Genomic DNA, 25,655 nt, shown 5'->3' on the forward strand with positions numbered 1-25,655 from the left:
GAAAACACAACGGCGGAAACACTTTCGTATATCAAATCCCGCGGGTGAGGGATGAAACGCCGTATAGCTCTGGGTGTTCCCTCTATGTCAGCTCCGCGGAAGGCTTTCGTGGCATGATTCATCGAAAGCATTCGGCATCAGTGAAAACTCTATACGAAATCAAACGAAAGAATTCGTAGACTTGCGTCAAGCCGGTTCGGGGCACCTTCCGGGGCCGGCACAACGCACCGGGGGAAGCTGCCCCGGCACCCATCCGCAGATTGCTTCTCGCTGCCCTGACGGCAGCCACGACACATAAAAGGAACCGTTCGATGAGTCCTCGCCTGCAACCCCGCTTTGCCCTGCATCCGCTGACCGCGGCCGGCCTGCTGGCCCTGGCGGCATTCAGCGCCCCGGCCTTCGCCCAGGAGACCGCGAAGACCGATGCCGACAACACGCTGGACCGCGTGGAAGTGACCGGTACCCGCGCCAGCCTGCAGAAGTCCCTCGCGCTGAAGCGCAATGCCGCCGGCGTGCAGGACAGCATCAGCGCGACCGAGCTGGGCCGCTTCCCCGACAACAACGTGGCCGACTCGCTGAGCCACATCACCGGCGTGTCCATCTCGCGCACGGCCGGCGGCGAAGGCCAGAAGGTCAGCATCCGCGGCCTCGGCCCGGAGTACACGATCACCACCTTCAACGGCCGCCTGCTGGGCACCGACAGCGCTGGTCGCTACTTCGCCTACGACGTGCTGCCGGCCGATGTCATCAGCGGCGCCGACGTCGTCAAGTCCACCCAGGCCTCCCTCATCGAAGGCGCCATCGGCGGCCTGGTGAACCTGCGCTCTGCCAGCCCCTTCGACCAGAAGGGCCAGCGCGGCCTGCTGCGCGTGGAGGCCGACCGCAACCAGATGAGCAGCCTCAATGGCACCAAGGTGTCGGGCACCTACAGCAACACCTTCGGCGACCAGGTGGGCGTGCTGCTGGGCGTGGTGTATGCGAAGCGCGACGTGCGCACCGACACGGCCGGCAATGACGGCGGCTGGAGCCGCAACCCGGCGCCGAACAAGCCGGAGCTGTTCTGGCCCTGGGGCAACACCTGGGGCGGCAACATCGACCCCAATGGCAATGGCCAGCTGGACCTGGACGAGGAAGGGCTGATCGCCCCGGGCCAGTTCCGCTTCGGCACCATCATGGAGAAGAAGGAGCGCCTGGCGCTGTCGGGCAAGGTGGAATGGCGGCCCAGCAGCGACGTGAAGGTCGTCGTCGACGGCTTCAAGACGCGGCTGGACTCGCCGCAGGTCGGCTATCAGCTGTCGTTCTATCCGCTGTACGCGCCGGGCCGCTGGTCCAACATGAAGATCAGCAACGGCGTGGTGACCGACTTCACGCTGGCCAATCCCAACCCGGAGATGGCGCTCAACCCGGAGCTGCTGAACAAGACCGAGTACCGCGTGGTGGACACCGCGCTGTACGGCGCCAATGCGGAATGGAAGATCTCGCCGACGCTGAAGGCGACCGGTGACATCTACGAGTCCACCTCCAGGCGCCACTCCGGCGGCAACGACAGTTATGTCGTGTTGCGCATGAACCAGCCCAACGTCACGCGCATCCAGTTGACCGGCTCAGCCGTGCCCGATGTGAAGACCACCTTCGCCGACGGCCGCGACCTGCAGACCGGCCTGGCGCAAGGCCTGTTCAAGGCCAGCGACTTCAACACCCACTACTACAGCCGGGCCGGCGACAACATCGACGACAAGATCGATGGCGCGAGTGGCAACCTGGAGTGGAAGCTGGACCGCTTCTACATCGATCAGTTGAAGTTCGGCCTCAGCCAGACCAACCGCAAGAAGTCGCGCGACCTGATCAACAACGCCTTCAATGCGGGCGACGGCCATTACTCGGGTGCCAGTGCCATCAACGTCGGCGCGCTGGGCGGCAACGTCATCAACCAGTCGCTGAGCCCCAATGGCTTCCTGGACGGCGTCAGCGGCAACTTCCCGCGCAGCTTCCTGGGCTTCGATGTCAACAACTACGCCGAGGCGCTGAAGGCCTACGACGGCAAGCCCCGCCCGGGTGGCGGCGTCTACAGCTCGGCGGCCTCCGCGCCGGCGTGGAACCCGCTGGAAAGCTACCGCGTGACGGAGAAGACGACCACCGCCTTCGTGCAGGCCGATCTGTCGGGCGACGGCTGGAACGCGGATGCCGGCGTGCGCTTCGTGAAGACCAAGACGACCGCTCAGGCCTGGGACGCCAAGATCACCAACATCATCGAGAACGGCGCGTTCAACTACACGGCCATCTACGCGGCGCCGTCCGTCGTGCAGCAGGAGACCAGCTACAGCTTCGCGCTGCCGTCGGTCAACTTCACCTGGCTGTTTACGGACGCCCTGCAGCTGCGCCTGGGTGCAGCCAAGACCATGGCGCGTCCGTCGGTGGACAAGCTGGCGCCCACGAGCACGACAGCCAGCATCTCCTGGGGCGACTTCACGCAGGTCTTCGGCGGCAATGCCGAGCTCAAGCCCTACAGCGCCCGCCAGGTCGATGCGTCGCTGGAGTGGTACTACGCCAAGGACTCGGCGCTGACCTTCGCCGTCTACCAGAAGAACATCAAGAACCAGATCACCAGCATCTGGCTGACGGGCCAGGACATCGGCGCGCCGGGCGGGCGGCTGTTCAACATCAGCAAGCCCATCAACGGCGACAAGGCCCTGGCGCGTGGCTTCGAGATCGGCCTGCAGCATCTGTTCGACAACGGCTTCGGCGTGCGGGCGCAGTACACCCGCAACAAGTCGCGCAGCTGGGTGGGCGGCGAGGAGCGTGCGCTGGAAGGCATCGCACCGGCCACGTCGTCGTTCGGTGTGCTGTACGAGAGGGGCCCCTGGAGCATGAGCGCCACGGCCGACCACACCGACGCCTTCGTCACCGCCACCAATGTGTTGGGTGCCGGTTTCAACGAGCGCGCCAAGGCCGTGACCTGGGCGACGGCCCAGATCGCCTACGAGGTCAACAAGTGGCTGCGCATCAGCCTGGAAGGCAACAACCTGACCGATGCGACGCAGGAGTACACGCTGGGCAACGACAGCGTGAAGCTGCCCCAGGGCTACTACCGTTATGGCCGCTCGTTCACCGTCGGCGCGTCTATCAAGTTCTGATGAGAGTTCTCCTCCGTGTTGCCGCCCTGCTTGCCGGGGCGGCCTTTTTCTCCGCCAGCGCAGCGGACGCGCCGAGCTACACGATGGCCGACTACGGCCGGGTTTCGAAGATCGACGTCCACCTGCATCTGCACAACCCCGCGCCGGTCTTCATGGCGGCGGCGAAGCGGCAGAACTTCAAGGTGTTGACGATCAACGTCGACTACCCGGACTTCCCGCCGCTGGACGACCAGCAGCGCGTTGCCATCGAGCTGCAGAAGCAGTTCCCCCAGGACGTGGCCTGGGCGGCCAGCTTCTCGGTGGACGGCTCTGGCCAGGCTGCGTGGCTGCCCGCCACACGCCAGCGCATTGCGGCTGCCATGAAGGCCGGCGCCGTCGGCGTGAAGGTTTGGAAGAACATCGGCATGAGCCTCAAGGGCGCCGACGACAAGCTCGTCATGATCGACGACGCTCGCTTCGCGCCGCTGTTCGACGACTTCGCCAAACAAGGCATCCCGCTGCTCGGCCACCAGGGCGAGCCCCACAACTGCTGGCTGCCACTGGAGCAGATGACGGTCAACAATGACCGCGAATACTTCAAGGCCCACCCCCAGTACCACATGGCCCTGCACCCCGAGATGCCCAGCTGGGAAGCGCAGATGGCGGCGCGCGACCGCATGGTGGCCGCCCATCCAGGGCTGAACTTCATCGGCGTGCACCTCGCGTCGCTGGAGCGTAGCGTGGACGAGTTGGCCGCCTTCCTGGACCGTTTCCCCAACGCCAAGGTCGACGTGGCCGCGCGCATCGGCCAGCTGCAGTACCAGAGCCAGAAGGACCGCGAGCGCGTGCGCCGCTTCTTCATCAAATACCAGGACCGCATCCTCTACGGCAGCGACATGTCGCAGGCGCCCGACCAGGACGGCGCCGCGCTGGCCAAGGAAGCCGAGGGTGTGTGGCGCATGCACTGGCGCTACTTCAACACGGCGAACAGCTTCAAGGTGGCCGACCTCGACAAGCCGGTGAAGGGGCTTGCGCTTCCGCGTGCGGTGGTCGACAAGCTCTACCACCTGAACGCCGAGCGGACCTTCCCCGGCGCCTGGGGCGGCAAGCGATGACGGCACGCCGGGCCTTCCTGCAGTGGCTGGGCGCCGCACCGCTGGCCGCGCAGTTGCCGCTTGCCCGCGCTGAGGGCAAGGGCCATGTGCGCGTGCAGGACGGCGCGCTGTCGCTGCAGTTCGACGACCAGATGCGCTGCCGCGTCGTCAGCTTGGCTGGCAAGCAGCCGGTCGAGTTGACGGGCTTTGATGCCAGCGAGCATCTGGTCGTGAAAGGCAAGACGCTGAGCCGGTTCACGCTGCAGCAGGCTGAGCCCGGCAAGGCCGCCACGCCGTTCGGCGCTGGCCAGACGCTGCGTCTCGTCGGTCGTTCGGTTGACGGCATCGAGAAGCGCGCCACCGTCACGCTGTTGGACGAACACCCCGGCGTTGCGCTGCTGAACGTGGCCTACGTCAACACCAGCGACAAGCCGCTGACCATCGACGCCTGGGTCAACGCCGCTCACCGCCTGGCCGCCGCGCCCCGCCATGCGGGCGGTTCGTGGACGTATTCCGGCGCCAGCCACGCCGACCGGCGCGACTGGGTGCAGCCTGTGAAGCGAGGCTTCGAGCAGCGCAATTTCATGGGCATGAATGCGTCGGACTACGGCGGCGGCACGCCGGTCGTCGATGTCTGGCGAAAGGATGTCGGCCTGGCCGTCGGCCACCTGGCCCTTCAACCGCAGCTGGTCGCGCTGCCCGTGAAGGCAGTGGGTGATGCCGTCGAGATCTCGCTGCGCGGCGATGCGCCGCGGATCCTGGAGCCGGGCCAGGTGCTCACCACGCCGCCCAGCTTCATCGCCGTGCATCGCGGCGACTTCTTCGTGCCGCTGGACCGCTACCGCCGCCTGATGGCCGCGCAGGGCCTGGCGGCACCCCAGCCGCCGCAGAGCGCCTACGAGGCGCAATGGTGCGCCTGGGGCTATGAACGCGACTTCTCGCTGGACTATGTGCGCGCCACCCTGCCCAAGGTGCAGGCGCTCGGCTTCAAGTGGGCCGTGCTGGACGACGGCTGGCAGGTCAAGACCGGCGACTGGACGCCCGACCTGGCCAAGTTCCCCAAGGGCGAGGCCGACATGAAGGCGCTTGTCGCCGACATCCATGCCCGCGGCATGAAGGCGCGGCTGTGGATCGCACCGCTGGCCGTCGCGCCCGGCAGCGACGAGCTGCACGACCACACCGATCTGCTGCTGCTGGACAAGGACGGCGCGGTGCAGAACGTGACGTGGTGGAACAGCTTCTACCTCTGCCCAGCCTACGAGAAGACGCAGGCCCGCCTGGCTGCCACGGTGAAGAAGATCATCGGCGACTGGGGCTTCGACGGCCTCAAGGTCGACGGCCAGCACCTCAACGGCGTGGCGCCCTGCTTCAACCCGGCACACAAGCATGCGCGGCCGGAAGACGCGGTCGAGAAGCTCGCCGACTTCTACAAGGTCATGCACGCTTCGGCCCACGCGGCCAACCCGGAGGCGGTCGTCGAGGTCTGCCCCTGCGGCACGGGCTATGCCTTCCACAACATGCCATTCATGGACCAGGCGCCGGCGTCCGATCCGCTATCCAGCTGGCAGGTACGCCACAAGGGCAAGACGCTGAAGGCGCTGATGGGGCCCTGGGCCGCCTACGCGGGTGACCACGTGGAGCTGAGCAGCGGCGGCCAGGACTTCGCGTCCAGCGTCGGCATCGGCGCCGTCGTGGCCAGCAAGTTCACCTGGCCGGTGGATCCCAAGCCCAAGGACTCTTTCCTGCTGACGCCCGAGCGCGAGCAGCATTGGCGCCAGTGGGTGGACCTCTACAACCGCCAGCGCCTGGCCGAGGGCCGCTACCGCGGCGAGCTGTATGACCTGGGTTTTGACAAGCCCGAGACCCATGTCATCGAGCAGGGCGGGGCGCTGCACTACGCGTTTTACGCGGAGCGCTGGGAAGGCCCCGTCACGTTGCGTGGCTTGAGCGCAGGAAGCTGGACCTTGCGCGATGCATTGACGGGCAAGGAGATCGGCAAGGTCAGCGCCGACAAGCCGACGCTGCCGGTTCGCTTCACGCACAGCCTGCTCATCGAAGCGCGCCCCGACGTACCCGACACGCTGTCCGTCGCCTTCGCCGGCAAGGTTGCCCAGGTCGGCACCGACGGCTTCCCGCTCGCGTCGCAGTGGGCCGAAGCGCCCACCACCTTCTTCCGCCACGATTGGCAAGGCCAGGCGCTCACCGGCCCGCAGTCCACCCGTGTGCAGCTGCTGCGCGGTGCGAGCCAGCTCTATCTGCGCTTCATCTGCAAGTTCGAGGCGCTGAGCACCTTCGAGCGCGCCGGCTCGGCCACCGACATCTGGCCGCTTTGGGAGCGCGATGTCGTCGAGGTCTTCCTGCAGGCGCCGGACCGCGCAGGGCTGAAGAGCTACCGCGAGGTGGAGGTGTCGCCCAACGGCTTGCTGCTGGAGATCGCCGTCGAGGCCTCGGGCAAGAAGCGCATCGTCGGCGAGAGCCGCGCCAGGGCGCACATCGATACCGAGGGCAAGGTCTGGACGGCGGAACTCGCTGTGCCGATGCGTGGGGCGGAGGACGGCTGGCGCCTGAACCTGTTCCGCGTCGAAGGCCAGGGTGCCGGCCGTGTCTATTCCGCGTGGAGTCCGACCCGGACCGCCACGCCCGACTTTCATGTCCCGGCCGCGTTCGGCCGCCTGCTGCCCGCCGCATGAAGCTGATCGCCCTCTCCCTGCTCGTCGCGTTCTCCGCGCAAGCCCAGCAGCCGCTGGCCGCCACCGGCCGCTGGCAGCACCAGCCGGTCGGCAGCGCGCCCACGCCGCCCATGGGCTGGTCGAGCTGGAACGCCTTCCGCGTCGACATCACCGAGCAGAAGGTGCTGGGCTCGGCCCAGGTCATCGTCGACTCGGGCCTGGCCAGCGCGGGCTACCGCAGCATCAATATCGATGATGGCTGGTGGCTGAAGCGCCGCACGAGTGACGGTCGGCTGCAGGTGCGCACGGGCCTGTTCCCGAGCGCGGCCACGGGCAAGGACTCATCGCTGCGGCCCTTCACCGACAAGATCCACGCCATGGGCCTGAAGGCGGGCCTGTACACCGACATCGGCCGCAACGCCTGCTCGCAGGCCTACGACGCCGACAGTCCCAACCTGCCCGAGGGCACGCACGCCGAGCGCGAGGTGGGACTGATGGGCTTCGTGCGCCAGGATGTGGCGCTGTTCTTCGGCGAGTGGAATTTCGACTACCTGAAGGTGGATGGCTGCGGGCTGTCGTCCTATGGCCGCGACCGGCCGCACGTGGCCTCGGGCCAGTACCGCGAGTACAAGCCGACCATCGTCGAAGGCAATATCAACCAATCCGATGTCGAGGGCACGAAGAAGCTCTACACCGGCCTGAAGCAGGCGCTGCACGAGGTGAGGCCGCGCGGCGACTATGTGCTGTCGGTCTGCCTGTGGGGTACGGTCAATGTCCGCTCCTGGGGGCAGGACACCGGCACCATGTGGCGCACCAGCCGCGACATCGCCAACAGCTTTTCGCAGATGGTGCACAACTTCGACACCGTGGCCACGCGCGAGTTCTATGCCGGCCCAGGCCGCTGGAACGATCCCGACATGCTGGAGATCGGCAATGGCGAGTTCGACGGCAACCACCTGAACGAAGCCCGCACCCACATGGGCCTGTGGGCCATCGCGGCGGCGCCGCTGATGATCGGCACCGACCTGTCGAAGGCCTCGCCCGCCGTCATCGACATCCTGAAGGCGCCCGAGGTGGTGGCCATCAACCAGGACGCGGCCGGCCACCAGGGCGTGCTCGCCTACGCAGACAGCGACCGGCAGATCCTCGTGAAAACCTTGGCCAATGGTGGCAAGGCGGTGCTGCTGTTCAACCGCACCGGCGCGCCCGCCAAGTTCACACTGACGGCCGAGCATCTGAAGATGGATGCGACGGCGCCCATCGCGCTGCGAGACGCCTGGGCGCGCGCCGACGCCGGCACGTTCACCGGCCAGCGCGAGTTCGAACTGAAGCCGCGCGAGGCGCTGCTGTTCACTGCCACCGGCAAGCATCTGCTGCCACGCGGTTACTACGTCTCCGAGCGCCCAGGCAACGTCTATGTCGCGCGCGACGGCATCCGTGCGCTGGAGCAGGACCCCATCGGCTATCGCGCGCTGGCGTCGTGGTCCACCACCGACAACGGCGGCACGCGACCCGCCTATGCCGGCTGGGGCGGCCCGCGCGCCGACTCGACGCCCTATGACCAGGCCCTGAGCGTGCAGCGCCAGGCCTTCCGTCATGGCGTCGGCGCAATGGCCGATTCACGGCTGCAAGTCCAGGTGCCCACCGGCTCCCAGCGCTTCGTTGCGCGCGTCGGCGTGGACGACTCCACACGCGGCAAGGCCGCCGCCGTCAGCTTCGAGGTCTGGGGCGATGGCCGCCGCCTCGCAAGCACCGCACCCCTCAAGTTCAACCAACCGGCGCGCGAACTCAGCGCCGACCTGCGCGGCGTGAAGCTGATCGAGCTGATCGCGCGCCAGCACGGGGCCGACACCACCGGCCCCCTCATCGTGACCTGGGGCGAGGCTCGCATCGAGTAGCCGCCCGCCACGCTCTTCTCTCTCATCGCCAATGGCACCGGTCGCGCCGGTGCCCCGGCCGCGTTCGCGCTGACGCGGCCTGGCCCCTCCCGTTCAGCGCCCCGTCGTTCATGAGGAGAACCCGATGCACTCCATGCGTCCCTGTCCCTTGCCCCGCTCTCGTGCCGGGCTGAAGTTCGCCTTCCCGCTCGCCCTGATCGCCGCCTGGCCCGTCGCCGCGACCGCGGCGTCCCTGGTGTCCAACCCTCTCGGCGCCTGCCTGGAAACCAAGGTCGACACCTGGGATATCCGCCTGGCGACCTGCAACACCAGCGCGGCTCAGGACTTCAGCCTCACGCCGGTCAGCACCGGCAGCACCATCTACACCCTCAAGAACGCGCAAGCCAATCTGTGCGTCTCCGCCACCGGCACCAGCTCCGGGTCCTTTGTGGAGCTGAACACCTGCCAGCCCAGCCAGACGGGCCAGCGCTTCTCGGTGGTGGCGCTGGCGGGCGGTTCGACGTCCCAGCTCAAGCTGGCGGCCAACAACCTCTGCCTGACCGCGCCGACCCAGTTGGCCCAGGTGGGCTTTTCGGTCGCGACCTGCAACACCGGCAATGCCAACCAGGCCTGGCGCCTGAACGCCCCGACGCCCGCGCCTACCCCAGCGCCCACGCCCGCCCCGACGCCTGCTCCCACACCGGCGCCCACGCCCGCGCCGACGCCGGCACCCACCCCTGCACCGACTCCCGCGCCGACGCCGGCTCCCACGCCTGCCCCCGCACCTGTCGAGACCAGTTTCACCGTCAGCACCGCCGAGATCGCCAACCCCGAGCGCGGCATGTACACCTGGGCGGCCGACAACCTGCTGCTGTGGACGCAGGCCGATGCCGATGCTCAGTTCCAGGCCGGCTATCGCGTCGTCTACGCGCCCGTGCGCCTGGACGCTTATGCCAACGCCGCGTTGCCGGCCAGCCTGCTGACGCAGCTCACCAACGGATTCGCGATCGCGCGCCGTGCAGGCCTGAAGCTGGTGCCGCGCTTCCTCTACAACTACCCGGCCAATGAGACCGAGTACCTGAACGTCAAGGACGCACCGCTGACCCGTGTGCTCGGCCACATCGACCAGCTCAAGCCGGTGCTGACGGCCAATGCCGACGTCATCGCCTATCTGCAGGCCGGCTTCATCGGCGCCTGGGGTGAATGGCACACCTCGTCCAACAACCTCACCGCGGTCAGCCCGCGCACGCAGATCCGCGACGCGCTGCTGAACGCGCTGCCGACCGACCGCTTCCTGCAGCTGCGCTATCCGCCCTATCTGATGCAGTGGGCGCCTCAGGTGCCGAGCTGGCGCGACGGGTCGGCGGCCTCGCGCATCGGCGTGCACAACGACTGCTTCATGGCCTCGGCGACGGACGTCGGCACCTACAGCGAGGACGCCGCGACGCGCCAGACCGAGCGCAACTACACCGCCTCGCTGTCACGCGTGGCGCCGTTCGGCGCAGAGACCTGCAACCCGGCCGACGAGGAGGGCGCGGTGCCGCGCACCAGCTGCACGGACATCCTGGCCGAGGGCAAGCAGTTCGGCCTGACCTATCTGAACAACGACTACTACCGCGACATCTTCCATGTCCGTTGGGAGCAGCAAGGCTGCATGGCCGAGGTCAAGCGCAGCATGGGCTACCGCTTCGAGCTGAGCACCTTGAGGCACAGCGCGGCTGTGACGGCCGGGCAGTCGGGCGACCTTCTCCTCACCGTGAAGAACAGCGGTTGGGCGCGCGCCTTCAACCCGCGCGCGCTGCAGCTGCTGCTCAAGCACAAGACGACGAACGCCGTCGTGCGCATCGCGCTGACGGCCGTCGACCCGAGAGGCTGGCTGCCCAACAGCACCAGCACCGTGTCGGCGGGCTTCACCGTGCCGGCGGGAACGCCCACGGGCGCCTATGACGTGCTGCTCGCCCTGCCCGACGGCGCCGCATCGCTGAGTGCCGACGTGCGCTACAGCGTGCGCCCCGCCAATGCGGACAACACCGCCAAGGCCCAGGCCTGGGACGCGGCGCTGGGCGCCTTCCGTGCGGGCACGACGCTGACCGTCCGTTGAACAACCTTCTCCAGGAGAAACGAATGTCCAATTTCCCATTCAAGCTCGCCGCCGCGAGCCTGCTGACCCTCGGCGCCACGCTGGCCTGCGCCGCTCCGACCGGCTTCGGCATGGTGGCCTACTGGGGCGAGACGCCCAGCACCTATGGCGGCCAGATCCCGAGCGGGACCCAGGTCGTCATCAACCCCAACAGTGGCGCCACCGGCCTGAGCGCCAGCCAGATCACCAACTGGAAAGCCGTCATCGCCAGCATCCGTGCCCAGGGCGGCAAGGTGCTGGGCTATGTCGCCACCGGCTACAACTACAACACCGCCGACGAGCTGGCGCGCTACAACGCCATCAACGCCAACCTGACCGCCTACAAGACGACGCTGGGCGGCGTGGATGGCTTCTTCTTCGACGAGGCCGCCTTCGACGACGCGGCGCTGACCGACGCGCAGAAGTGCAGCGGCACGCCGTCCAAATTCAGCGCCGTGCGCGCCAAGATGGCGGCCACCGGCACCGGCGGCACGGTGGTGTGGAACGCCGGCTGGCCGGGCGCCAGCAGCTGCTTCGTCAATGCGGCCAGCTATGGCGAGCACCTCGTCATCTACGAGGCCAAGTACAGCGACTATGTGGCGGCGGCGAGCTGGCTCAACGGCGGCGTGCAGAGCTTGGCCGCGTCCCTCGGCGTGAAGACCTGGCTGCTGGTGCACTCGGCCACCCAGGCCGAGATGCGCTTGACGCTCAAGGGCAGCGCGGCCAACTACGTCTACGCGACCAGCATGACCTACAACCCCAGCCTGCCCTGGGGTGGCCCGATCTGGAACTACACGCCGACCTACTGGGGCAACGAGACGCTCAGCGGCTCCGAGCGCTGGTGCCTGAAGAGCCTGAAGACCGGCGGCAGCTGCTGAGGCGAGGAACGAACATGAAGCACTTGAAGACCCTGCTGGCCACGCTGGCCCTCGCGACAGCCGCGCCCTTCGCGTCGGCCATCGAGATCGTCGTGCCGGCCTATTTCTACCCGTCCTGGATGCCGTCGCAGAACGAGTGGCATCAGCTCACCTGGGCGTCCCAACAGGGCGCCCAGGTCACGGCCATCATGAACCCGGGCAATGGACCGGGCCTGGCCTCCAACAGCGACTATGTGTCCTCGGTCAACGAGTTCCGCGCGGCTGGCGGCAAGGTGATCGGCTATGTCTACACCTGCTATGGCGTCAACCATTGCACGCCCGAAGTGCCGCCGACGCGCTCGACAACCGAGGTGCTGGCGGACGCGCAGAAGTACGCGAACTGGTACGGCGTGGACGGCGTCTTCCTCGACGAGATGGCCACGCAGCCGGGGGCGCTGCCCTTCTATCAGGCGGTCAGCAATGGTCTGAAGGCCGCACATCCGGGCTGGGAGATCGTCGGCAACCCGGGCGTGACGCCCACCGCAGGGTATCTGCCGCTGGCGAACACGCTGATGAGCTTCGAGGGCTCGTACAACGACTTCATCAACGGCTCCTTCCTGAGCGGGCTGACGAATGCGGCGTCGACCGGCGCCATCGTCCACAGCGTGGGCACCGTGGCGCAGATGCAGCAGGTGATGGGTCTGGCCAGGCAGTACGGTCTGGGCGCCATCTACGTCACCGACGGCACGATGGCGAGCGGCAATCCCTATCTGCATCTGCCGAGCTACTGGACGGCGGAGGTGGCGGCGGCCACTGCCGCTGTGCCGGAGCCCGCCCAGGCCGGCCTGCTGGTCGCAGGGCTGGGGCTGCTGGCCTTGTCACGGCGCCGGAGATCGGCGTGAAGTTCCAGATTGACGCGCATGGCAGGCCGCTGGCAGACTTCGCGCCTCATCAACACAGCCCCAAAGGAGATGGCCATGGAACAAGCAGATCGTGTCGCCCCCTTCGTGTCGGCTGCCTGAGCGCCAAGCACCACTGAACTTGCGCTAGACCCTGCGTTCCCCGCGGGTCCATTGATCGCCGCGTCAGCCGCGGCCGGCTTTCCCCCCTGCTAGACCCTCGCGCGTCACCGCGCGAGGGATGGGTCCGCGTACGCGCGGACGAAGCCAAGTTTCAATGGATTCCCATGATCGAAATCGAATTTGAGACGCTGCGCGCTCTCGGGCTTACGCACGCCGTCGCCAGCCGCGCACTGCAACTCGCCGGATCTGAACCGGGCACGCGGCTGGCGCGCGTGACCGAGGCGCAGCGCGACTGCTTCACGCTGCATGACGGCCGCGCCGAGCAGCTGGCGCGTGTGCGGCCGAGGCTGGTGCAGCTGCTGCAGGCCCAAGGCCAGCAACTGACCGTCGGCGACTGGGTCAGCCTGCAACTCGACACACACGACCAAGCCTGGATCGTCGACCGGGTCGAGCCCATCACCCAGATCGCCCGCCGCGCCAATGACGGACGTCGCCAGCCGCTCGCGAGCAACGTGGATGCGGCACTGTTGGTGATGGGGATGGACGCGGACTTCAACGCGCGCCGCATGGAGCGCTATATCGCGATGGTGCGGGCCTGCGAGGTGGCGCCGGTGGTCGTGCTGACCAAGCTCGACATCGCGCCGAACGCGAAGGAGCGCATCGCCGAGATGTATGCCCGCCTGCCCGCAACGGTGCCCGTGCTGCCGGTCAACGCGCTGTCCCGCCAGGCCTGCACCGACATCGGCCCCTGGCTGCATGCGGGCCAGACGCTGGTGCTGCTCGGTTCTTCGGGCGCCGGCAAGTCGACGCTCATCAACACCTTGGCCGGTGCGGGGCAGTTGACGGGCTCGGTACGCAGCAGCGATGGCCGCGGCCGCCACACGACGACGGCGCGCTCCATGCATTGCTGCCCGCATGGCGGCTGCATCATCGACACACCCGGCCTGCGCACCTTCCGGCCCGATGCGGATGCCGGGACGCTGGCCGCGACCTTCGATGACGTGCAGGCGCTCGCCCAGCAATGCCGCTTCCGCGATTGCCGTCACGAGAGCGAGCCTGGATGCGTCGTGCGCAGCCACGTCGATGCGGACCGACTCGACAACTACAAGAAGCTGTTGCGCGACGCCGAGCGCGGCGAGTTGAGCCCGCTGGAGCGCATCGAGCAGCGCAACAAGTGGAAGGCCATCGGCAAGGCGGGCAGCCAGCGCGCGCGCGAAAAGCGCGCCTGAGCAGGCGCGCAAAAGAGAGGGAGGTTGCCCGGAACTGGGCAACCTCCCTCTTGGCTCAAGCTGCCATTGCAGCGCGAGCCGGCACTTCGGCGTAGTGGCTCAACTGCATCGTGAAGTGCGCGCGACCGGAACTGATCGCCCGCAGATGCCCGATATAGCCAAACATCCGCTCCAGCGGCACATGCGCCGTCACGACCACCGCGTTGCCGCGCGCGTCCTGTCCCTGCACATGGCCACGCCGGCGCAGCAGGTCGCCGATGACGTCGCCCAGGTAGTCGGCCGGCGTGATGACCTCGACGGCCATCAGCGGCTCCAGCACCACGGGCGCCGCCTTCATCACCGCTTCGCGCAGCGCCGTCGCCGCTGCCAGCTCGAAGGCCAGCGCCGACGAATCGCGCACGTGGAAGCTGCCGTCGACCAGCGTGGCTTCGAAGTCCACCAGCGGATGGCCCGCGAACGGGCCGGCCGTGGCCGCACGACGGATGCCCGCCTCGACCGCCGGGATGAACTCGCGCGGGATCGCGCCGCCCACCACCGTGTTCTCGAAGCGGATGCCCGTGCCGCGCGGCAAGGGCGCCACACGCAGCGTCAGCTCAGCGAACTGGCCGGGGCCGCCGCTTTGCTTGCGGTGCAGATGGTGCACCTCGGCCGCTGCCGCGATGGTCTCGCGGTAGGCGACCTGGGGCTGGCCCACCTGCACCTCCACGCCGAAGCGCGAGCGTAGCTTCTCCACCGCCACTTCCAGCTGCAGCTCGCCCATGCCGGACAGCAGCGTCTGGCCCGAGTCGGCGTCCTGGCGCAGGCGCAAGGACGGGTCCCCGCGGACGAGCACGCCCAGGCCCTTGGCGAGGGCTGCAGTGCCTTCCTGGCTGCGCGCTTCGATGGCGACGTCGATGACGGCTTCGGGCACGGCGATGCTTTCCAGCACCGGCGCGTCCTTGGCCGACGCCAGCGTGTGGCCGGTCAGCACGTCCCTCAGGCCGACGACGCCCGCGATGTCGCCCGCGACGAGCTCGTCGCGTTCGACGCGGCGGTCCGCGTGGATCTCGTACAGGCGTGACACGCGTTCGGCCTTGCCGGTGCTGGCGTTGAAGACCGTGTCGCCACGCTTGAGCGAGCCGCTGTAGACGCGCACGAACACCATCGCGCCGTGGTCGTCGGCGGTCAGCTTGAAGGCGAGGGCCGACAGCGGGCCGCCCGTGTCCGCCGCGCCGGGGGCTTCACCGGGGCGCGGCAGATACGAGACGACGGCATCCAACAACGGCTCGACGCCGCGGTTGCGGAAGGCCGAGCCGGCCAGCACGGGCACGAGTTCGTTGGCGCTGGTCGCGGCACGCAGGCCGGCACGCAGGGCGTCGACGGACGGGCTCTCGCCGCGCAGCCAGGCGTCCAGCAGCGCATCGTCGCGTTCGACGACGGCTTCGACCAGGCGTGCACGAGCGGCCTGGGCGGCAGCGAGCAGCTCAGGGGGAATCTCGGTCACGCGCGGCGGCGCCGACGCATCGTCGCGGTCCCAGACCAGGGCTTGCATGTCGAGCAGGTCCACCACGCCACGGAACTCGGCTTCGGCGCCAATGGGCAGCTGCAGCGGCAGCACGCGCGCACCGAGGCGCTCTCGCATCATGGCGACGACGCGAGAGAAATCCGCACCGGTGCGGTCCAGCTTGTTGACGAAGGCGATGCGGGGCACGCGGTACTCGTCCGCGAGGCGCCAGTTGGTCTCGGTCTGCGGTTCGACGCCGGCCACGCCGTCGAAGACGACGACGGCACCGTCGAGCACGCGCAGCGAGCGCTTGACCTCGATGTTGAAGTCGATGTGCCCGGGCGTGTCGATCAGGTTGATCTGCGTGCCCTGCCAGTGCACGGTCGTGGCCGCGCTGTGGATGGTGATGCCGCGTGCGCGTTCCTGGGGGTCGAAGTCCATCGCGGTGTTGCCGTCGTTGACGTCGCCGATGCGATGGTTTTCGCCCGTGTAGAACAGGATGCGTTCGGTGGTCGTGGTCTTGCCGGCGTCGACGTGGGCGATGACGCCGATGTTGCGCAGCTTGCGGAAATTGTTCGAGTTCATGGTGGTTCCTGATTCGGGTGGGTTTGCCAGCCCGATGGGGGAACCACGGGGCTAGCGCAGAGGCAGGACGCCGAAGCGCACGAGCGACGAGCAGGACTCGGCCGCGCTCCGGCGCTCGGGAATCGTGGCGATCAGCTTGTCGAAGGTGCGCATGCGCATGATTTGAACTCTGGAAAAAACGAAACCCCGGGAGGGACTGCCTGCCGGGGTTTGCTTGAACCGGAAGGCGCGGCGCCTTCCGAACACGGTCGAAGGGCGCTCAGGTGTTGAGGCGGGCTTGGATCGTGTGGTTGAGCTTCATGGTGTGCGGGATTGTCGTGCGGGCCGCGAGGCCTTGGTGCTTGTGGGGAGATGTGGCGGCGCGGCAGTGGAATTCACACCGGCCCGTGTTTGCACTTCGTGGCTCAGCCGCGGCGCGACGCGCAGGTGTCGGACAAACCAACGCTAACACGGTCTCGCGCGCCCAGCCGTCCGAAGACGCTCAGCATTATTGATGCAACTCGATGCACGCAGGCTACTGTCCGTCTATACCAATGCCTTGTGAGGTGGATCGCGCATGCCGCGCCCTCGCGCTTCGTAGGCTCTGCATCAGGACATAAGCATATTGAGGGCGTCGTTGGCAATATGAAGGGTGATTTATGACGCGTCGCCCCGCGCGACGCGCAGATTGCACCTGGGCGACGCATATTGGCTCGGCTAGCAGAAACCCGACCTAGCAAGTTTGCTGGGTGGGAATGGCGATTCGCTTTTGGTAAAACGCAGCACCTGAGCATGATGACCAACATTTCGCCGTCCCCGCAAGGCTTGTGAACCGAGCCTAAGCGCATCAACAAGTATTGTTACGGCATTTCCGCATCAAGCCTATGCAGCTGTTCATCTCAATTTGAGCAATTCCAATTTCGGGAGGTAATTCTATGAAAGCCGAAGTCGTTTTCAAATGCCGGCATGTTGACTTGCGCCCAGTCGCGCGGTTTGTACTGGCGGTTGGATTTGCCACCGCTTCGATCAACGCAGCTGCCACCAGAGAAGACCTCCTAGGAACTTACACGCTGCCGAGATGTGTTTGGCCCAACTGCGTCGAGATCACCGGCCATTCGATTGGCGATATCAAATACAGCAGCGTGGCCTCGCAGTTTTTTCGCAATTCGAACGGAACCTTCCTTCAAGGTGGCGCCAGTGCGGGCGCGCCCACTAAGACCAACAAGGAAGTTCCAGAAGCCAATCAAAACTCGGACACCAAGAAGGACGACCCGTGCCCAAAGACCACCACGAAAAACCCTGTAATCATCGCGACCGGGGAAAAATTCAAGGTTGAGCAAGACATCATTGCCGCGGGGGATTTTGGACTTGGGCTTGAGCGCACGTACAAAAGTTTCTATGCCGGTTACGGTGCATTCGGATCAAAGTGGCTTTCATCATACGATTATCGTCCACTGAGCATTGCAGGCTGTCTCACCAATACTGACTATCCGGGCAAGTGCTTTCCATCGACAATCGTATTTACGAAGCCTGACGGCAGCACCTACACCTTTGTCCCTACTTCGACGTTCTTGCAATATCAGGTCAGCGGCGCCTCGTCGACCGGCACCCTTTATGTCATTCCAAGCAATTCGACGTACAAAATCGTATTGGATGACGTAACGTATACGTACGCGACCAATCGCACGATCAAAACCATTTTGACGCGCGGCTCCTCTCAACTGGTATCGTACACCTACGCCGGCCCCGATCCGACCTTGCCTAGTAGAGTATCGAACTCGGCTGGTCATTTTGTCGACTTTACCTATAACGCTCTTGGCTTGGTTTCTCAGGCGAAGGACCAAGACAGTAATACGTGGACCTACGGCTACAACGCTCAGAATATGCTGAGCTCCGTGACCGCGCCAAGCGTCGGTGGAGTTTCTGATGTTAGGACATATTTCTACGAGGCGACGGGGATTGATCCGACTTTACTGACCGGCATTGCGATTAATGGAGTGCGCTATAGCACCTATAGCTATTACGCCAATAAGAAGGTTCAAGAAAGCAAACTGACGGGTGGCGAGGTTGACGACAAGTTCACGTATGGCACGAATACCACGACATTGACCGACGCCAAAGGGCAGACCACCACGTACAACTTTGTGTCTTTGCAGGGCGCGTTGAAACTTTCGTCGGTCTCCCGCACTCCAACAGCCAGCTGTCCGGCGGCGGCAGCAAGTACGGTATACGACGCCAATGGCTGGACCGACTACACCCTGGACTGGAACGGCAACAAAAATGACTATAGCTTTGACGCAGCGGGCAAGCTTTTGCAATTAACCACTGCGGCGGGCACATCTTCTGCACGGACGACGGTCAATACGTGGAACGGCGATTTATTGGATAACACCGTCGTTAAGGATGCCAACGGGACGGCTACGAACAAGGTCGTATACGCATATTTCACGACGGGCTATGCCACCAACATGGTCCAAACTGAGACTTATACGGACTTGATCAGCGGAGGTACTCGTAGCCTGGCCTATGGGTACACCTTCAATGGCTCAGGCATCCCGGCCACCATGACCGTCACCCGAACACTGCCAAGCGGCTCAGCGGTGACAACCTATGCTTTTGATGCCGCGGGAAATCTTTCATCCCTCACCGACGCCGTTGGCAACCAAACGACCTTCTCGAATTACAACGGCCGCGGATTCCCTGGTCGTGTTGTGGACGCCAATGGCGTTGCGACGACTCTTGTCTATGACGCCAAAAGCAATTTGATCAGTAGTACGTCAACGATCGATGGCGTGGCTCGCACGACCACGTTCGCTTATAACGCCGACCGCCTTGTCACCGACATCACCTATCCCGATGGCGCTGTCAGCCGGCTGCGTTACACCGATTCAATGCGGCTTTCGGACGTGGGTAACACGCAGAACCAGTTCGTCCATATAGCCGTTGACGTGCCAGGCAACAGTCAGGCTTCAACGTCCAGTCGGGAGACGCCCTCCTCGAGTGGTGGCGCTCCGGTTGCCAATTCTGCCGGCCAGTTCGCCTCGACCCAGAAGGTCGATTCCTTGGGGCGTCCCCTGACAGACCTCTACAGTGACGGCATCAGCATTCGAGCAAGTTACAGCTACGACAAGAACAGCAACGTCAAGACCGTAGTCGACGGTCTGGGATATACGACCAGTTATAACTACGATGCTGCGAATCGGGTGACTCAGATCACACGCCGCGACAGCGGCGCCATCGGTTACGGCTACAACCCGGCGGGTCAGCTCCAGACCGTGACCGATCCGCGCGGTCTTGCAACCCAGTACACATACAACGGCCTTGGTCAGACGCTCACGCGCTCAAGCCCTGACACGGGCTCGACGACATACGCCTACGATTCTGCCGGCCGACTCGCGACGGAAACCCGAAACAACGGTCAAGTCATCACCTACAGCTGGGATGCCGCCAACCGCCCGACCGGCCGCAGCGCGGGCGGGGTGACGGAAGCCCGCTTCTATGACGAAGGCACGAATGGCAAAGGCCACCTGACCCGCTTCACCGACGCCTCAGGCCAAACCACCCTTGCCTACAAGCCTGACGGCCGATTGGCGAGCCAGACGACCGTGATCGCGGGTCAGACCTACAGCACCAGCTACAGCTACGACGGCGCCGGCCGGCTGACCGGGATGACCTATCCCAGCGGGTTGAGCTTGAGCTATGGCTATGACGCATACGGTCGGCTCGCAACGGTGAGCAGCAACCACACTGGTACGTTGAGCACCGTCGCCAGCAATTTCCTTTACCAGCCGGCGACTGACGCTCTATACGCATGGCAATTTGGAAATGGCCTGCCGCGCATGGTCACGCTGGACACTGAGGGCCGCGTGCAGCAATTGCAAAGCCCTGGTGTCCACAATTTAAGTCAAAGCTACGATGGCGCGAGCAACCTGACCACCCTCCTCGATAACGCCTACGGCAGTCAAAGCAGCGGTTTTTTGTATGACGCCGACCAGCGACTGAAAAACGTCACCAAGTCCGGTGACGACCAAAGCTTTGGCGTCGATGCCGCAGACAACCGCACCAGCCATCTGCGTGCTGGCAGCAGCGCGAGCTATACGCTCGCCTCCACGAGCAATCAGCTTGCAAACGTCTCGGGCACCTACTGGCGTAACCTCGTCTACGACCCACTGGGCAACCTCTCCAGCGAAACGCGCTGGGATGGCAGCCGGGTGTACGGCTATGACGCTTTCAACCGGGTGAGCAGCGTCACTGTAAACGGCAGCACCGTTGGGCAATATCTGAACAACGCGCTGAACCAGCGCGTGCAGAAAATCACGGCCCTGGGCACCACGCGCTATGTCTACGGCCCCAGTGGGGAATTGCTGGCAGAGCTCGGGCCGCAGACCACGAGCTACGTGTGGGTGCAAGGGCAACTGCTGGGGATGGTCAGAGGAGGACAGTTCTATGCCAGCCACAACGATCATCTGGGGCGGCCGGAAGTGCTCACCAACGGCAGCGCGGCAGTGGTCTGGCGCGCAAACAATTCAGCGTTTGATCGCGCTGTCGTCGTCGACAGTGTCGGAGGAATGAATGTCGGCTTTCCCGGCCAGTATAAGGATGTGGAGAGTGGACTTTGGTACAACTGGAATAGGTACTACGATGCTCAGATTGGGAGGTATCTTCAAAGTGACCCGATAGGATTGGCTGGGGGCATTAATACCTATGCGTATGTCGGCGGAAATCCCATTCGACGTATTGACCCACTAGGTCTTGCAAGAATAAACCCTGTCACGGGGCAGCCGGTCTGGACAGGACCTACTCGTGCACCCCAGACCGACTTTGCCAAAGTGGATCCTCAAACACTGTTGCCCTTAAGCAAGGCTGAATCAGTTTCCTCTGCCCCCTTAGTCCCAATGTATCCAGATGCACCATCTTTTTCCGCGTGCATGGATAGTTGCGTCAGCGAGTTAAATCCATGGTACACCACGCCGCTATTTGGTGCTGTTGGGGTTGCCGGAGCCGCAGCCGCACAAGGAACGGCAACGGCAGCGGCATGTGGAGCGGTCGGCGGCGTATCGGCAGCTTGGGGTCTTGGAACGAGTACCGGATGTGCCATCACATGCGCAGGAAAAACTGGTATGCGACAACAGTAAGGAGAATCGCATGACTCAGCCCGCACCGGTTCCCGATTGGCAACGAGTAACGTGTGGAGTGTTTGGCGCTCTTGGCTGGCTTACATTACTAATCTGGCTCGGTGCACTAGTCAGCGAACAACGGTTTCCCACCTTGGAATCTGCTCTTGTAATAGCATTTCTACTACCGGTAGGAAGTTTCGTGTTTACATACATCTCTCTGAAAGGGGTTTACCCTTTCTCTGGCCGTCAGAAATAATGACCGTGATCGTTGACTGCTACTTCTTTATGAGGTTGAGGCATCGGTTCATTGGTGCCGCGCTCCATGTCCTCGAACAGCCCGGTAGGCTGGGCTGAGTTCACCAAGCCCAGCGCTTTGGCCGGCTTCAGTTCGAGCCTCTAACGAGGCCCTCTTCGCTGCTGCCGCCGTGGTCAGGTCCAGCGTCTTCTGGTGATGCACAAACCCAATCAGCCGCTTGGCCGGCTCAGGCTCAGTGCATCGGCCAGCGGCCGGCCTGCTCGGCGGGCTTCAAGCCTGGCTTGGCTGTCGGCGTTGACCGCTGCTCGCTCCACCTCGTAAAGCTGGCTGAAGAACTTCGACACCTGCTCGCCGACCTGACTGCCATGGTTGGCCGAGAGCTCATGGAACTTGCGCCGGGCGTGCGCCTTATGTGGTGCTCGGTATAAGGCCCATGCCCGGCGCAAGTTCATCGAGCTGCACAAGGCCACAAGAGCACCGTCGCCGCGGCGGCCATCGACCTCATCGGCCAGTTCTACGGGATCGAGCGAGAGGTGAAGTTGCTCAGCCCACCGCAGCCGCTGCACGAACGACGAACACGCGCAGCGCCAATCGCCCAGGCGCTGCATGACTGGCTCCTTGCGCAGCGCGGCGAGATCATGGACGGCACCGCTACGGCCAAGGCCGTCGAATGCAGCCTCAATCGCTGGGCGGCGCTCACGCACTACCTGGATGACCCGGCGCTCCCGATCGACAACAACCATGACGAGCAGCAAATCCGTCCGTGGGCCACGGGCCGCAAGAACTGGCTATTCGCTGGGACGCTATTGGCGGGACAGCGCGCCGCGGCCATCATGAGCCTGATCCAGTCGGCCAAGTTGAACGGGCATGACCCGCATGCCTACTTGAAGGACATCCTGCAGCGGTTTCCGACGCAACGGGCCAGCGGTATCGACGAGTTGCCGCCTCACCGGCGGGCATCGGCCTCTGCCTTGCGACCTTCTCGGAGAGAGGGGGTTCCATACCGGTAAGGAGTAGTTCTCGCCGAGATGCCGCGTTGTGGGTTGCTCATACTTTGGGCAAGAATCGTTGCCAATCCATCTACGTCCACGGCAGTCCTTGCTTGCTTAGCGCATGAATTTCGTCGCCGCGGTCCTCATTGGTGTCGGAGCCTTTTTCTCCGTCTGCAACTGGCTCTGCTTGCTGAGTTCGCTCCGTCGCCGGCGCTTTGTGTCGCCCGTGTTTCCGGCTCCGTCACTGCTCACCACGCTCGGTCTTGCACTGGCCGACTCAACACGACCGTATTGGTGGGTTGGCCTGCTCACTGACTACACATTTTTTGCGTTACTCGCAGCTGCACCGCGCCTGATTTCCGAGGCCTGGCGCCTAAGTTCGTTCACCCGACAACAGCTTCTGGTTGCCGATGATGGTCCTCGGCACTTCACGTTCTCGCTTCATCGGCGGGGCCACTTCCTCCTTCGCGCGACATTCGATGCCGGCGTGCCATGCGGGCAGGACCGTTCCATTCGGTCACCATCATGCACAAGGTGCGTATGTCTGCGCCTCCCAGTGCGCACGCGAAACATCCGCGGTCGAGCGCCACCTTCTGCAGCACTCATGTACGCGGACACAGCGCTTGTGCCCATCGAAATCGACATGCCCAAAGCTCGACGAGCGCAAGCGTTGCGGCAAAAGCCAGCCTGCCCCCCAAGCCGCACCAGCCCTCAAGCCCGCAGCGGCGTGGCCGCCAGTTGCGCCGTCGAGGCGTTGCGGTAGGGCGCGCACAACTGTTCGATATAGGCTTGGTGGCTGGGCAGGCCGGCCACGATGCGCGAGACCTTGAGCTGGATGTCACCGAGGAACTGGTTCAGCTCGGCCGGGCCCATCAGGTCGGCGACCGGGTGGTAGCTCTGCGGCGTGATGCCCTGGCCCATCATGACCTGGATCCAGGAGTTCTCGGCGAACAGCTCATCGCTGGCGCGGAAGACGCGGGCGCTTTCGGTGAAGAGCTCGATGCGGTGCTTGAGCGTGGCGGGCAGGTCCATGGTGCGCACGTGGTTCCACAGCGCGGAGTCGGTCCGGTTGGTCACGGTGTAGTGCAGGATGATGAAGTCGCGGATGTGGGCCAGCTCGCGCTCGCACTGCAGGTTGAACTCGGCCACGTCGGCCGGGTTGATGCCCTGGGTCGGGAAGAGCTGCATCAGCCGGATGGCCGAGCGCTGGATGAGGTGGATGCTGGTGGATTCCAGCGGCTCGATGAAGCCGCTGGCCAGGCCGACGGCGATGCAGTTGCGCTCCCAGACCTTGTGGCGCTGGCCGGGCAGGAACTTCAGCACGCGCGGCTGGATCAGCAGCTCGCCCTCGACGTTCTTCTTCAGCACCTCGGGCGCATCCGCGTCGCTCATCTCCTTGCTGCTGTAGACGAGGCCGTTGCCAACACGGTGCTGCAGCGGGATGCGCCACTGCCAGCCGAAGGGGTGGCAGATGGAGCGGGTGTAGGGCCAGGCCTCGCGGACCGAGGCGGTCTGCGCGGCGACTGCGCGGTCGCAGGGCAGCCAGTAGGACCAGTCTTCGTAGCCGACGCCCAGGGCCTCGCCGATCAGCATGGCGCGGAAGCCCGTGCAGTCGATGAAGAGATCGCCGTCGATGCGCGTGCCGTCCTGCATCTGCAAGGCGGTGATGTCGCCATCGCGGCCCTCGGGGCCGTCCATCAGCACCGCGGCGATCTTGCCTTCGATGCGCTTGACGCCGTTGGCCTCGCTGATCACGCGGAGGTATTTGGCATAGCGGCCGGCGTCCAGGTGGTAGGCGTAGTTCAGGCCGTTGCGCGGTACATGGGCGAAGCGGTCGGCGTAGGCGGCGACCGTCTCGGGGTTGTAGTCCGTGTACTCCCTGGCGATGCCGGCGGCCTGGCCCTTGAGCCAGAAGTGCTGGAAGCCGGCGCTCCAGTGGTCGTTGCCGGTGGTGCCGAAGGAGTGGAAGTAGTCCTGGCCGATGTCCTTCCAGCCCTCGAACTTGATGCCGAGCTTGAAGGTCGCGTTGGTCGCGGCCATGAACTCGGCCTCGTTGATGCCGAGCAGGTTGTGATACGTGTGCAGCGCGGGAATGGTGGCTTCGCCGACGCCGACGGTGCCGATCTCCTCGGACTCGACGAGCTTGATGTCGAGCTGCTTGCCGAGCAGCTTGCCCATCAGGGCGCCCATCATCCAGCCGGCAGTGCCGCCACCGGCGATGACGACGCGGCGCGGAGGCTTGTTGGAAGTGTTCATCGTTTGAGTTGGGTCAGGAGTTGCGCGCGGGCCTTGCGCGAGACGGTGTCGTCGATGGGGCCGAGCAGGCCGCGGGCGGCCTCGGGGATGTGGGCCCAGGTGTTGGCGTCGGCGTCGAAGACGAAATGCTGGAAGTGGCGCTGCCAGATGCGACGCTCCTTCTCGGGCAGGTCGCGCAGCGTCATCAGCGCCAGGTGCAGGGTGGACAGCGGCGAGTCGACGTAGTCGGGCGTCTGGCGCCACCAGGCGTTGATGAGGAGGTTGACCGGCGCCAGCCCCTCGATGTGGTGGAACCACATGCTGGGGATGAAGATGGCGTCGCCGGGTTCGAGCTCGGCCGTCTCGCCGGCGTCCAGCGCGCGGGCGAAACGCGGGAAGCGCTCGAGGTCGGGCTTCTCGAAGTCGACCAGGCTGACGGGCTGGCCGGCGGGCGTCGGGTCCAGCGGGCCCATGTAGAGGTTGGCGATCTGCTCGGGCGGGAAGACGGTGAAGCGGCGCCGGCCCGCGGCGACGACGGCGAAGTTGTCCGGCAGGTCGTAGTGGGCGGCGATGCGGGTGCGGTTGCCCAGCCACAGGCTGACCAGGGCGTCACGCGCGCCCAGGCCCATGACGTTGGCGTCCAGGAAGCCGGGCAGCACGGCGTCCACCGTCGTGGAGCCGACGTAGAGGGCTGGCGGCTCGGGCGTGGCGCGCACGCCGAGCAGGCCGGTCAGCACCTGGTCCAGCGTGGCGGCGTAGCGGCTGAAATTGAAGCCGGTCAGCGTCTCGTCGGCATAGAAGACCCGGCCGCGGGCTTCGGGCGCCAACTGGAAGAGGCCGATGCGCACGCCGTTGTACAGGCCCATCAGATAGCGGGCCAGGGCCTCGTCGGACTGGCGTGCCGCCTGCACCACCGGCCAGTGCGCGAAGCCGCCGCGCACGACATAGGGCCGGTCGCCGGCCAGCAGCTCGGCGGGCAGGTTGTCCGGGTCGAACGGCCCGGTCCAGGCGGGTACTGCTCGCATGGG

Annotated in this window: 13 protein-coding genes and 1 pseudogene; 10 read left to right on the forward strand and 4 right to left on the reverse strand. The window is 65.3% G+C overall.

Going from position 1 to position 25,655, the window contains the following annotated elements:
• The first annotated feature begins 311 nt into the window (after positions 1-311).
• The 8 genes from AC1D2H_RS17665 to rsgA all read left to right on the forward strand — a co-directional run bounded on the left by AC1D2H_RS17665 (position 312) and on the right by rsgA (position 13,980).
• Positions 312-3,134, forward strand: a complete 2,823-nt coding sequence (locus AC1D2H_RS17665) for a TonB-dependent receptor (protein ID WP_478011877.1) — start codon at positions 312-314, stop codon at positions 3,132-3,134.
• Positions 3,134-4,228, forward strand: coding sequence for an amidohydrolase family protein (locus AC1D2H_RS17670; protein WP_477936979.1), 1,095 nt, complete (start codon positions 3,134-3,136; stop codon positions 4,226-4,228). The genes AC1D2H_RS17665 and AC1D2H_RS17670 overlap by 1 nt, the downstream gene beginning before the upstream one ends.
• Positions 4,225-6,897 carry an alpha-galactosidase gene (locus tag AC1D2H_RS17675; RefSeq protein ID WP_478011878.1) on the forward strand — a complete coding sequence of 891 codons (2,673 nt, stop codon included), beginning with the start codon at positions 4,225-4,227 and terminating at the stop codon, positions 6,895-6,897. The genes AC1D2H_RS17670 and AC1D2H_RS17675 overlap by 4 nt, the downstream gene beginning before the upstream one ends.
• Positions 6,894-8,774: an NPCBM/NEW2 domain-containing protein gene (locus AC1D2H_RS17680; RefSeq protein ID WP_478011879.1), complete on the forward strand. Its 1,881-nt coding sequence runs from the start codon at positions 6,894-6,896 to the stop codon at positions 8,772-8,774. The genes AC1D2H_RS17675 and AC1D2H_RS17680 overlap by 4 nt, the downstream gene beginning before the upstream one ends.
• A gap of 124 nt (positions 8,775-8,898) precedes the next feature.
• Positions 8,899-10,854 (forward strand): DUF4832 domain-containing protein, encoded by a 1,956-nt coding sequence (locus tag AC1D2H_RS17685; protein ID WP_478011880.1) that lies wholly within the window; start codon positions 8,899-8,901, stop codon positions 10,852-10,854.
• Positions 10,855-10,877: 23 nt separating this feature from the next.
• Positions 10,878-11,750 (forward strand): spherulation-specific family 4 protein, encoded by an 873-nt coding sequence (locus AC1D2H_RS17690; RefSeq protein WP_478011881.1) that lies wholly within the window; start codon positions 10,878-10,880, stop codon positions 11,748-11,750.
• A 14-nt stretch (positions 11,751-11,764) separates the two neighbouring features.
• A complete protein-coding gene (locus AC1D2H_RS17695; protein ID WP_477936917.1) occupies positions 11,765-12,631 on the forward strand; it encodes a spherulation-specific family 4 protein in 867 nt (288 codons plus the stop codon).
• 284 nt (positions 12,632-12,915) lie between these two features.
• Complete coding sequence (gene rsgA, locus AC1D2H_RS17700) at positions 12,916-13,980, forward strand: ribosome small subunit-dependent GTPase A (RefSeq protein ID WP_478011882.1); 1,065 nt, start codon at positions 12,916-12,918, stop codon at positions 13,978-13,980.
• Between the two features lie 55 nt (positions 13,981-14,035).
• Here rsgA and fusA read toward each other — a convergent pair whose 3' ends face one another.
• Positions 14,036-16,048, reverse strand: coding sequence for an elongation factor G (gene fusA / locus AC1D2H_RS17705; protein ID WP_478011883.1), 2,013 nt, complete (start codon positions 16,046-16,048; stop codon positions 14,036-14,038).
• A gap of 914 nt (positions 16,049-16,962) precedes the next feature.
• On the opposite strand from fusA, the gene AC1D2H_RS17710 reads away from it, so the two are divergent.
• Positions 16,963-21,162, forward strand: coding sequence for an RHS repeat-associated core domain-containing protein (locus AC1D2H_RS17710; RefSeq protein WP_478011884.1), 4,200 nt, complete (start codon positions 16,963-16,965; stop codon positions 21,160-21,162).
• Positions 21,163-21,609: 447 nt separating this feature from the next.
• Here AC1D2H_RS17710 and AC1D2H_RS17715 read toward each other — a convergent pair whose 3' ends face one another.
• Positions 21,610-21,852: an IS66 family transposase gene (locus AC1D2H_RS17715; RefSeq protein WP_477936909.1), complete on the reverse strand. Its 243-nt coding sequence runs from the start codon at positions 21,850-21,852 to the stop codon at positions 21,610-21,612.
• Here AC1D2H_RS17715 and AC1D2H_RS17720 point away from each other — a divergent pair.
• Positions 21,830-22,410 (forward strand): annotated as a pseudogene (locus AC1D2H_RS17720) (IS66 family transposase); the annotation flags it as partial. The gene AC1D2H_RS17715 and the pseudogene AC1D2H_RS17720 sit on opposite strands and share 23 nt — an antisense overlap.
• Before the next feature lie 693 nt (positions 22,411-23,103).
• Here the strand turns inward: AC1D2H_RS17720 and AC1D2H_RS17725 are convergent.
• Both AC1D2H_RS17725 and AC1D2H_RS17730 read right to left on the reverse strand, forming a co-directional pair.
• The gene (locus tag AC1D2H_RS17725) at positions 23,104-24,648 is read right to left on the reverse strand and encodes a tryptophan halogenase family protein (protein ID WP_478011885.1); all 1,545 of its coding nucleotides are present in this window, start codon (positions 24,646-24,648) and stop codon (positions 23,104-23,106) included.
• Positions 24,645-25,652 (reverse strand): cupin-like domain-containing protein, encoded by a 1,008-nt coding sequence (locus tag AC1D2H_RS17730; protein WP_477936905.1) that lies wholly within the window; start codon positions 25,650-25,652, stop codon positions 24,645-24,647. The genes AC1D2H_RS17725 and AC1D2H_RS17730 overlap by 4 nt, the downstream gene beginning before the upstream one ends.
• Positions 25,653-25,655 lie beyond the last annotated feature (3 nt).

The sequence above is a fragment of the Roseateles sp. P1_C1_2 genome, from assembly GCF_056406535.1.

Coding starts and splice junctions, on each gene's coding strand:
- AC1D2H_RS17670 (WP_477936979.1), top strand. CDS start 3,134: ATGAGAGTTCTCCTCCGTGTTGCCGCCCTGCTTGCCGGGGCGGCCTTT.
- AC1D2H_RS17685 (WP_478011880.1), top strand. CDS start 8,899: ATGCACTCCATGCGTCCCTGTCCCTTGCCCCGCTCTCGTGCCGGGCTG.
- rsgA (WP_478011882.1), top strand. CDS start 12,916: ATGATCGAAATCGAATTTGAGACGCTGCGCGCTCTCGGGCTTACGCAC.
- AC1D2H_RS17730 (WP_477936905.1), bottom strand. CDS start 25,652: ATGCGAGCAGTACCCGCCTGGACCGGGCCGTTCGACCCGGACAACCTG.
- AC1D2H_RS17710 (WP_478011884.1), top strand. CDS start 16,963: ATGAAAGCCGAAGTCGTTTTCAAATGCCGGCATGTTGACTTGCGCCCA.
- AC1D2H_RS17675 (WP_478011878.1), top strand. CDS start 4,225: ATGACGGCACGCCGGGCCTTCCTGCAGTGGCTGGGCGCCGCACCGCTG.
- fusA (WP_478011883.1), bottom strand. CDS start 16,048: ATGAACTCGAACAATTTCCGCAAGCTGCGCAACATCGGCGTCATCGCC.
- AC1D2H_RS17715 (WP_477936909.1), bottom strand. CDS start 21,852: ATGAACTTGCGCCGGGCATGGGCCTTATACCGAGCACCACATAAGGCG.
- AC1D2H_RS17680 (WP_478011879.1), top strand. CDS start 6,894: ATGAAGCTGATCGCCCTCTCCCTGCTCGTCGCGTTCTCCGCGCAAGCC.
- AC1D2H_RS17690 (WP_478011881.1), top strand. CDS start 10,878: ATGTCCAATTTCCCATTCAAGCTCGCCGCCGCGAGCCTGCTGACCCTC.
- AC1D2H_RS17695 (WP_477936917.1), top strand. CDS start 11,765: ATGAAGCACTTGAAGACCCTGCTGGCCACGCTGGCCCTCGCGACAGCC.
- AC1D2H_RS17665 (WP_478011877.1), top strand. CDS start 312: ATGAGTCCTCGCCTGCAACCCCGCTTTGCCCTGCATCCGCTGACCGCG.
- AC1D2H_RS17725 (WP_478011885.1), bottom strand. CDS start 24,648: ATGAACACTTCCAACAAGCCTCCGCGCCGCGTCGTCATCGCCGGTGGC.